Annotated in this window: 9 protein-coding genes and 1 pseudogene; 4 read left to right on the top strand and 6 right to left on the bottom strand. The window is 69.6% G+C overall.

The genetic code is table 11. The features are described from left to right. Positions 1–162 precede the first annotated feature (162 nt). A complete protein-coding gene (locus tag KN815_RS42355; protein ID WP_216347092.1) occupies positions 163–1,458 on the top strand; it encodes a pyroglutamyl-peptidase I in 1,296 nt (431 codons plus the stop codon). On the opposite strand, the gene KN815_RS42360 is transcribed toward KN815_RS42355, so the two are convergent. Next, a complete protein-coding gene (locus tag KN815_RS42360; protein ID WP_216347093.1) occupies positions 1,423–1,902 on the bottom strand; it encodes an NUDIX hydrolase in 480 nt (159 codons plus the stop codon). The two genes, KN815_RS42355 and KN815_RS42360, sit on opposite strands and share 36 nt — an antisense overlap. An 89-nt stretch (positions 1,903–1,991) precedes the next feature. Further along, the gene (locus tag KN815_RS42365) at positions 1,992–2,207 is read right to left on the bottom strand and encodes a hypothetical protein (protein ID WP_216347094.1); all 216 of its coding nucleotides are present in this window, start codon (positions 2,205–2,207) and stop codon (positions 1,992–1,994) included. Positions 2,208–2,938: 731 nt separating this feature from the next. Between KN815_RS42365 and KN815_RS42370 the strand changes: the two genes are divergently transcribed. The 3 genes from KN815_RS42370 to KN815_RS42380 all read left to right on the top strand — a co-directional run bounded on the left by KN815_RS42370 (position 2,939) and on the right by KN815_RS42380 (position 5,110). Then, positions 2,939–3,406 carry an NUDIX hydrolase gene (locus KN815_RS42370; protein ID WP_216347095.1) on the top strand — a complete coding sequence of 156 codons (468 nt, stop codon included), beginning with the start codon at positions 2,939–2,941 and terminating at the stop codon, positions 3,404–3,406. 99 nt (positions 3,407–3,505) lie between these two features. Then, positions 3,506–4,576, top strand: a complete 1,071-nt coding sequence (locus KN815_RS42375) for a DNA polymerase III subunit beta family protein (protein WP_216347099.1) — start codon at positions 3,506–3,508, stop codon at positions 4,574–4,576. A gap of 24 nt (positions 4,577–4,600) precedes the next feature. Continuing rightward, complete coding sequence (locus tag KN815_RS42380) at positions 4,601–5,110, top strand: hypothetical protein (protein WP_216347096.1); 510 nt, start codon at positions 4,601–4,603, stop codon at positions 5,108–5,110. A 52-nt stretch (positions 5,111–5,162) separates the two neighbouring features. On the opposite strand, the gene KN815_RS42385 is transcribed toward KN815_RS42380, so the two are convergent. The 4 genes and pseudogenes from KN815_RS42385 to arfA form a co-directional block, all read right to left on the bottom strand. Next, complete coding sequence (locus KN815_RS42385; RefSeq protein ID WP_253209591.1) at positions 5,163–5,963, bottom strand: EI24 domain-containing protein; 801 nt, start codon at positions 5,961–5,963, stop codon at positions 5,163–5,165. A 96-nt stretch (positions 5,964–6,059) separates the two neighbouring features. Beyond that, positions 6,060–6,110 (bottom strand): annotated as a pseudogene (locus KN815_RS52465) (hypothetical protein); the annotation flags it as partial. 85 nt (positions 6,111–6,195) lie between these two features. Next, the gene (locus tag KN815_RS52470; protein ID WP_372458621.1) at positions 6,196–6,408 is read right to left on the bottom strand and encodes a hypothetical protein; all 213 of its coding nucleotides are present in this window, start codon (positions 6,406–6,408) and stop codon (positions 6,196–6,198) included. Positions 6,409–6,431: 23 nt separating this feature from the next. Beyond that, on the bottom strand, positions 6,432–7,958 hold the full coding sequence (gene arfA / locus KN815_RS42390) for an arabinosylfuranosidase ArfA (protein WP_216347098.1): 1,527 nt from the start codon (positions 7,956–7,958) through the stop codon (positions 6,432–6,434). Between the last annotated feature and the right edge of the window lie 806 nt (positions 7,959–8,764).

The raw sequence follows: 8,764 nt of genomic DNA on the forward strand, positions 1-8,764 counted from the left end.
CCGAGGGCACCGGCTGTCGCCGGTCTCTCGTAAGGCCTCCAGGGCCGGGAACCACAAGGGATTCACCCGGCACCCGCGGGCCACCACGACCCCATCCAGCAGCAAGACCAGCCACCCCGCCGGGGCCCGGCTGGAATCCCTACACACGGATTAGGACCCCGCATGAGACCGATACGCACCCTGATCGCCGTGGCCGCCGTCTCCCTGGCCGTCGCCACCCCCGCCGTGGCCGCGCCGAAAGCCACCGGCACCGCCACCGGCAACGCCACCGCCACCGCCACCACCGCCACACCCACGGTCGAGGAGCAGCGCCTCGACCAGGCCGCGCCCCAGGAGATCCTGCGCCGCAGCGGTTTCGACAAGGTGGCAACCGACTTCGCCCGGGCCCTCGCGGAGACGCACTCCGCCGCGGAGGCCGAGCGCCTGATCACCCGCGAGGGCCGGGCCCTATGGCAGCGGGCCGTGGACCGCGTACAGGGCCGGGGCCCCGCGGGCGGCGACCTCAGCAGGGACGACGACCGGCCGCTGTACTGGGCGCGGCTCGGCATGACCCGCGCACTCGGCCAGTGGCAGCCGGGCTTCCCGCTCCCCGACGCCCGTCGCGCCGCGCTCCTCACCACGCTGGAGCGCACCTCACGCGGGCAGGACTCGCTCGACCTCCCCGCCGGTAAGCACATCAAGCGCATCGTGGTCACCGGCTTCGACCCGTTCCAACTGGACGCCGACGTACGCCGCTCCAACCCGTCGGGCGCGGCGGCGCTCGCCCTGGATGGCACGACGATCCGTACGGACAACGGCCCGGCCCGCGTCGAGACCGCCGTCTTCCCCGTCCGCTGGGCGGACTTCGCGGACGGCACGGTCGAGCGGACCCTGCTGCCCGCCTTCCGGTCGGGCCCGCGCCGGGTGGACGCGTATCTGACGGTGAGCCAGGGCCGGATGGGCCGCTTCGACGTCGAGCGCACCAACGGCGCCTGGCGGGGCGGCTACCCCGACAACGCGAACATCTCCCGCACCGAGACCGTGCCCATCCCGTCCGGCGTACCGACCCCGAACCCTCAGCCCCAGTGGACGACGACCACCCTCCCCCACGAGAAGATCGTCACGGCGAACACCGGCCCCGCCCCCGTCTACGACCACACCGAGGTCACCGAGATCCCGGCGGGCGCCACAACCCCGGTGGTCCGGCCGAACGGCCCGACCCCCGGCTCGACGGCCCGCGCGGGCGGTGGCGGCGACTACCTCTCCAACGAGATCGCCTACCGCGCCACCCTGCTGCGCGACGCGGTCGCCCTGAAGGCCCCGGGCGGCCATCTCCACACTCCGGTCCTCCAGTTCGGCCCGGGCAACACCAACCCCACCACGGGCCGGATCACCGACCCCGACTTCGTCCACAACCGCGAAGCCATCACGGCCCAGGTCCGCTCAATCCTCACCGTGGTCGCGACCACGACCCGCTGACGCCCCGGTCCCTCGATCGGCGAGCAACAGGGCCAAGGGCCCGGCCGGAAGCAGAAATCGGCCCTGCGCGACCGCGTCGATCGCCTCGCCGATCGACCACCACGAAAGCTTGAAGTCCTGTTCGGTAGGGGTGAGTTCCTGAGGCCCGACGGTCAGCCGCCGGGCCTCGAAGAGATGCACACGCGCCGTGGAGCCGAGGGTCATCGCATACGACCCCAGCGAACGCCACGTCTCCGCCATGACCCCTGCCTCCTCCCGCAACTCCCGCCGCGCACACTCTTCCGCCGTTTCCCCCGCTTCCCTGCGCCCGCCCGGCAGGAACAGATACTCACCGCCATGGCGGGGGAAATCCGCGCTCAACACGGCCACCAGCCCATCGGCGTCGCGGGCCACCACGACAGAGGCGTCACGGACCGGCCCATGGCCCTGAATATCGTCGCTCATGGCCGGCGAGCGTAGCGGCCATCACCGCACCATGGCCGTGTACGGCGGGGCACGAGAGTCGGGGACAGGGGACGGGGCGGACGGCGGTCTCAGGACCGATTGAAGCGGTCGGGGTTGTTGTGGTCACGGTGGCGGGGACACTGGCACGGCGGCCACGCCTGCCCCAACCCGTAGGCGTCGCTCTTCTCCCCGGCGAGGACGGCCACCATCGCCCGCCGGGTGCTGCCGGTCCCGTCGCGCGCCACGGTGTAGACGCGCATCGTCATCTTCGGCCGCTCGTCCCGGTTCGGCCGGCTGTCGGCCATCAGCGGCCGCCCTTCTCGACCGGTGCGAGGAGCTGGAGCACGGTGCGCAGGCTCCGAAGGGGTTGAGGGCCACGCCCCCGGACCGTCGCCACGGTCGCGGGGGTCTGTACGCCTCCACATTTGCGCCCCTGGCAGTGCGTTTCTACTGCGTTCCGCGACCGCTAGGCATGGAGCAGGGTTACCGTGCGAAGCGTGCCTAAGCTGGCAGTTGGCGGAGAGCTGTGGCGTCGATATCAAGACTGTCGGCCGATGGATCACCGAGACGGGACGGGTTCCCCGTGCCCGTCACCGATGGGCCGTCTGCGAAGCACTCGGAGAGGACGAGGCGGTGTTATGGCCAGCAGCCGCAAAGAAGGCGATCAAGGCTGGTCCGGACCGTGAGGTCGTCTCCGTCTATCCATACCGGTCCGGCTGTCCGGCCTCCCTACGGCGGTCGCTGATCACCAAAGCTGAGCGAGAGCTGACCTTCGCGGGCTACACCAACTACTTCCTATGGCTCGAACAAGCCCGGTTCGGTGCCGCGCTGCGACGCAAGGCCGCCCAAGGATGCCGAGTACGCTTCCTGCTCGGTGACCCTGACAGCGACCCGCCTTTGCTGACTCACCGCGTGGGACATGATGCCCCCACGCTGCACCTGCGCCGTTATCAGGACGACGGCATGTTTGATCGCTTCGCTTCCCACGTTGAGGAACTGTGGAGACGAGGCAGTCCGGTATGGGAAGGGGAAGATGATGGGCAGGCGGGACTACGAGGACGACCCGAGTGCCCCGGCCGCGAACAGCCTGGTTCCCGCTGCTTCCGCCGTCGTCGTTGACGATGCCGGGCGCATCCTGCTTCAGCGTCGGCGGGACAACGGCATGTGGGCACTTCCTGGTGGTGTCATGCACAGCGGAGAGTCGTTGCCGGACTGCGCGATTCGGGAGACCCGCGAAGAGACCGGGGTTGATGTTGAGATCGTCGGCATCGTCGGCACCTACACCAACCCTCGTCACGTATTTGCCTACGACGATGGCGAGGTACGCCAAGAGTTCTCCATCTGCTTCGTGGCACGTCCTGTGGCCGGGCAATTGGCGGTCTCCGAGGAGTCCACCGACGTCCGCTGGTTCGAGCCCGCAGAGGTTGACGCGCTCCCCATGGTCCCCAGCATCCGGAAGCGTGTGAACGACTGGCGCGATGGCAACATGCCCGCTGTCCGGTAGTCGGCTCGCGGCCCGCTAAAGCGTGTTGCGGGTCAGGAGGTTGTTGACACACCTGGCCGGTGTTGACCTTCGAGTTGGTTGAAGCTCGACGATGGCGGCGTGCCGAACTCTGAGCTGATGCCGATCGGGGTCTTCGCCCAACGCACTGGGCTGACCCCAAGCGCCTTGCGCTTCTACGCCGACTCCGGGCTGCTTCCTCCTGCCGAGGTCGACCCGGTCTCTGGCTACCGCTACTACGGGGCTGACCAGGTGGCTCGGGCAACCGTGCAGCGTCAGCTCCGTGAGATCGCCATGCCCCTCGCCGCTGTCCAAGCTGTCCTCGATGCCGAGCCTGATGAAGCGTCCCGGATGATCGACGAGCACGTCGCGAAGGTCCTCGGGGACGCGGCAGCCGTGCAGCAGAAGGCTGCTTCGATCAAGGCATCGATCATGGATCTGCCAAGTCTGCCGCTTGCCGCGCTGAAGGGGCCCGTGCTGGCTGACGCGATCGAGCAGGTCCTGACCGCGACCGTGGGTGAACCAGGGGTACCAGTACTCGGGGCCCTGCGCGTCGAGGTGACGCAGGAAGCGGTCACGCTGACCGCCACTGACCGTTACCGCCTCTCGACCCGGACCCTGGTTCCTGCCGAAGCAGCGACCACGACTTGGGCTGCCACGGTCAATGGTGACGAGTTGCGGGCAGCGGTTTCCGAGATCCGCCGCAGCCCGCTGGTGCGGGTCGAGGCGACGCCGCACGGATTCTGGCTGCGCATGGCAGACCGAGAAGACAGGCACTGCCGGCTGCTGTCGGAGGGGTTTCCCGACCACCGGCTGATGCTCGCGTCGCTGTCCGAGGTCACCACCCGGGTCACGGTCTCGAAGGATCTCCTCCTGCGGGCTCTGGAAGAACATCCAGGAGAGCGGATCACGTTGCAGGTGACCCAGCAGGGCCTGAACGTCCCGACGGCTGATGACGGGCGCCCCGACATCCCGCTCACGTCCACCATGACGGGGCAGGACCTCCACATCTCCTTCGAGCTGACCACGCTCTATCCGGCCGTCAGCACGGCCATCGGCCCCGACGTGATGCTCGACCTACGAGGACCGGACCAGCCCGTCACGATTCGCTCCGCCGACCGCGGCGATCTCACCACCCTGGCCATGCCCATCAAGCCCGACCGCTCAGGCTGAGCAAGAACGACGGGGAGCACCACCGTGACCGCAACTCCCGCCAACACCGACACGACCATGGAAGCCATCAGCCAAGCCGTCATCGAGGGACGAGCCGGCGAGACCGCTCCGGCCCGCCAGAAACTCCTGGCCTTGTGGTCGACGATCGGTGTCACCGGCGACCCGCTGCACCGCTGCACGCTCGCGCACTACCTGGCAGACCTCTACGAAGACCCCGCCCGGGCCCTGGCCTGGGATATCCGCGCCCTGGACGCTGCCGATGCCGTGACCGAACAGCGGGTTCAGGACCATCATGCCAGTCTTCACATCGCCGGTTTCTATCCGTCCCTGCACCTCAACCTCGCTGACGACTACCGTCGGCTCGGGTCCTTCGAAAGCGCCACCGAGCACATAAACGCGGCCAAAGAGCATGCCCCCGACCTCCCCCAGGACGCTTACGGCACCTTTCTGCGTACTGCCATTGATGAGGTGAGGGAAGCCATCTATCGGCGGGACATCGCCAAGCGAGCCTCCGCCCCAGGTCCCGGTGCATGACGCTGAGGAATGCACCCCTCACCATCGAGGGGCGGCGCCCGGGGGTCTGTCGCTACGCGCCGTTGAAGGCGCCCGCCGGGCCCCCTGCCGTCTCGCCCTGCGGCGCCGCGTCCTCGTTCTCGCCCGTCAGGTCGCGGACCAGCAGGGTCGCGCCCGCGACGGCGCCCGGCATCAGGAAGACCGCGACCAGCGGGAGGAGGAAGAGGAGGGACAGGGGGACGCCGAAGCCCAGGGCGAGGAGGCGGCGGGAGCGGAGCATGCGGCGGCGGTCCTTCAGCAGGATTCCGCGGCGCAGCAGGGCGATCGAGGTGAGTTCCTCGGTGAGGAAGAAGCCGGTCACGCAGAAGGCCAGCGCGGGGATCACGGTCTGGCCGACGCCCGGGATGAAGCCGAGCGCGAAGAAGAGCACGCTCCAGAGGGTGACGCGGATGAGCAGCGCGATGGCCTCGCGCAGCCCTATCCACAGCTCCGCCCAGATCGACAGGCCGGAGTCGGGGACGGCGCCGCCCTCGGAGCGGTCGACCTGTTCGGAGAGCGACTCGTAGAAGGGCTGGCCGACCAGGAGCGTGACCGCGGTGAAGGTGAGGACGGCGAGGAAGAGGCAGGTGGCGGCGAAGAGGATCGTGAGGGCGCCGCGGAAGATGCCGAGCCAGGGTGAGGACCAGTCGTCGGCGAAGGGCGTGGCCCATGCGATGACGTCATCGGTCCAGAAGAAGAGGGCGACGAGGGCCGCCGTGTAGCCGACGAGGGTGATCAGGGCGGGAATCATCCCGAACCCCCACCATCTCCCGTGCCGGGCCGCCCAGCGCTGCCCCTTCATCAGATAACCGAAGCCATTCACAAGATCACGCATGGGCCGAAGCCTACTGGCCTGGCGTGGCGCGAAAAGGACGCCGAGTTTATCGATCTCGTCACCGGCGCGGCCGGTGAAGCCCACGGTCCGCCGGCCCGTGGGAGCGGTGTAGGTGGCGGTGTCCGAGGTGGGCGATCCTGCCCTCACCGTACGGCCCGTGTCGGTGGTGAACGCCGCCGAGAAGACCCGGGGCTGGCGGGACGCGCGGGCTGTACGAAAACGCCCCCGGCCCTCAGTCCTTCGCCGCGTATCCGGCCGAGTCGTACCGCACCTGGGGCGGCTTCGACTGGATGACGGCGACGGTGGGCGGGCTGTGGGACAGCCTGCTCGCCGAGGGCAAGCCACCGCCGGTTACCGCGGCACGCTCACGGTCGGCGTCGACCCGGACGCCCGACCCGCTCCCCGTCCGCGCCCCGCCCGGCATCCCCGGGCGGGGCCCATTCACGGACGCCGTCCGTGCCCAGTCGCTCACCCCAGGCGGATGACGTTCCAGGACATCGGCTCGAGCGTGGTGCGCAGGGTGCCGTCCGCCAGTGCCGTGCCCTCGCCGGGGTGCGGGGTGACGCGCTCGGGGTCCGTGAGGGTGTTACGGGCCTCGGGGTCCGCGTCGGCGAGGACGGTGTGCTCGACCACGCGGGTCACCGGCAGGGCGTGCAGGGCGATCTCCAGCGGGAGGGGGCGGTGCTGGTCGCGGTTGACCGCGAAAACCGTCACCGCGCCGGTCGACTCGTCCAGGACGGCGGTGGCGTGCAGCAGCGGGACCTCGCCGTAGACGGCCGTCTCATACGCCGGGCTGTCCACGTTGACCTGTAGCACCCTCCCCCGCCCATGGGCCGACGCCTGCGCGAAGGGGTAGAAGGTGGTCTGCCGCCAGGCGGGGCCGCCCGGTTCGGTCATGATCGGGGCGATGACGTTGACCAGTTGGGCGAGGCAGGCGACGGTGACGCGGTCGGCGTGGCGGAGCAGAGCGATCAGCAGCGAGCCGACCACGACGGCGTCGGTGACGGAGTAGTTGTCCTCCAGGAGGCGCGGGGCCTCCTCCCAGTTGAGCGGCTCGGCGTTGTGGTAGTGGGTCTGGTACCAGACGTTCCACTCGTCGAAGGAGAGATTGATCTTCTTCGTCGACTTCAGCCGGGCGCCGATGTGATCGCAGGTCGCCACGACGTTCTCGATGAAGGACTCCATGTCCACGGCCGAGGCGAGGAAGGAGTCGCGGTCGCCGTCGCGCTCCTCGTAGTAGGCGTGCAGGGAGATGTGGTCGACCAGGTCGTAGGTCTCCCGCAGGACCGTCGCCTCCCAGGTGGCGAACGTCGGCATCGACTGGTTGGAACTGCCGCAGGCCACGAGCTCGATGTCCGGGTCGATCTGCCGCATCGCGCGGGCGGTCTCGGCGGCGAGCCGTCCGTACTCCTCGGCCGTCTTGTGCCCGGTCTGCCAGGGGCCGTCCATCTCATTGCCCAGACACCACAGCCCGATACCGTACGGATCCTTGTCACCGTGGCCGATCCGGAGGTCGGCGAGAGCGGTGCCGGACGGGTGGTTCGCGTACTCCTGGAGCTCAAGAGCCTCCGCGACACCGCGTGTGCCGAGGTTGAGCGCCATCATGGGCTCGCCATCGACCTTGCGGACGAAGGCGATGTACTCGGAGAGACCGAACCGATTGGTCTCGGTGGAACGCCACGCGAGATCGAGCCTGCGCGGCCGCGAATCGACCGGCCCGACACCGTCCTCCCACTTGTAGCCGGAGACGAAGTTGCCACCGGGATACCGGATGACGCTGACGCCCAGCTCGCGGATGAGCGCGAGGACATCGGTCCGCAGCCCGGCCTCATCGGCGGCCGGGTGGCCCGGCTCATGGATGCCGGTGTAGACGCAACGGCCGAGATGCTCGACGAACGAGCCGAAGAGACGGGGGTTGACCTCGCCGACGGTGAAGGCGGGGTCGAGGGTGAACCGGGCGGAGGCGGGGGCGGAAGCGGAAGGGATCTGCGGCATGGCGGCCCATCTCTTCGGGTGCCGCGACGTCGCGACGTCGCGACATCGCGGCTATTCGGCATATCGACCAGCGCTCGTTTCTTCGAACGAGACCGTAAGATCTCGCCGCCACGTGCGTCAATGGCGGGGCGGGGGTGGGCTGTCGGGCCGCTCGGGCTACGCGGCTCGGTCGGGCGCGGGTTTCGTCTCGCGCCTTCGGCGCAGATCGAGCAGCGGCGGCGGGAGTCCCGGGGCGCGGCCACGTCGCCGACTGACGGCCAGTGGGCGCGGGGCCCGGTGACGGCCGCCCATGCCCGGGGCCGAGGCCGATGCCGGACCGCGGGAGGCGGGGCTGTTCGGGCACGGCCGCATCGCCGATCATCCGGCCGGTGGGGGTTGGGGTACCCCCCGAAAAAACGCTTGATATAGCGCAACTAATTCATCAAGCGTTTTTTCAAGGGGTACCCCAACCCCCCCCTGCTGTCCGGCATCGGTCCCAGCCCCCGGCCTGGGATGCCGCCACCGGTCCTCGGCCCCACCGGCCCGGCGGCCGGCGGCGAGGGACCGGCCCGGCACCCCCCTGCCCCGCTGCTCAATTGCGCCGAAGGCGCGAGACGGCGCCGCACACCACCACACCGCTCAGCCGCGCCATCCCCTCCCTACTCCGGTCCCTACTCCGGTCCCTACTCCGGGCGGCCCGGACGCACCGCCCCGCTATGAGCGGGACGGCGACGACGGCGGTCAGGTGTGGCCGGCCAAGGAGGCGAAGCGGTACGGGTCGCGGCGGACTCCGGGGCGGACGCAGTGAAGACGACGGCCTTCCGGAA

Origin of the sequence: Streptomyces niphimycinicus (assembly GCF_018883605.1) — a bacterium.
GTDB classification, from domain to species: domain Bacteria; phylum Actinomycetota; class Actinomycetes; order Streptomycetales; family Streptomycetaceae; genus Streptomyces; species Streptomyces niphimycinicus.

Excerpts from the sequence above, each read along its gene's own strand:
- KN815_RS42355 (WP_216347092.1), top strand. The coding sequence starts at position 163 with ATGAGACCGATACGCACCCTGATCGCCGTGGCCGCCGTCTCCCTGGCC.
- KN815_RS42360 (WP_216347093.1), bottom strand. The coding sequence starts at position 1,902 with ATGAGCGACGATATTCAGGGCCATGGGCCGGTCCGTGACGCCTCTGTC.
- KN815_RS42365 (WP_216347094.1), bottom strand. The coding sequence starts at position 2,207 with ATGGCCGACAGCCGGCCGAACCGGGACGAGCGGCCGAAGATGACGATG.
- KN815_RS42370 (WP_216347095.1), top strand. The coding sequence starts at position 2,939 with ATGGGCAGGCGGGACTACGAGGACGACCCGAGTGCCCCGGCCGCGAAC.
- KN815_RS42385 (WP_253209591.1), bottom strand. The coding sequence starts at position 5,963 with ATGCGTGATCTTGTGAATGGCTTCGGTTATCTGATGAAGGGGCAGCGC.
- arfA (WP_216347098.1), bottom strand. The coding sequence starts at position 7,958 with ATGCCGCAGATCCCTTCCGCTTCCGCCCCCGCCTCCGCCCGGTTCACC.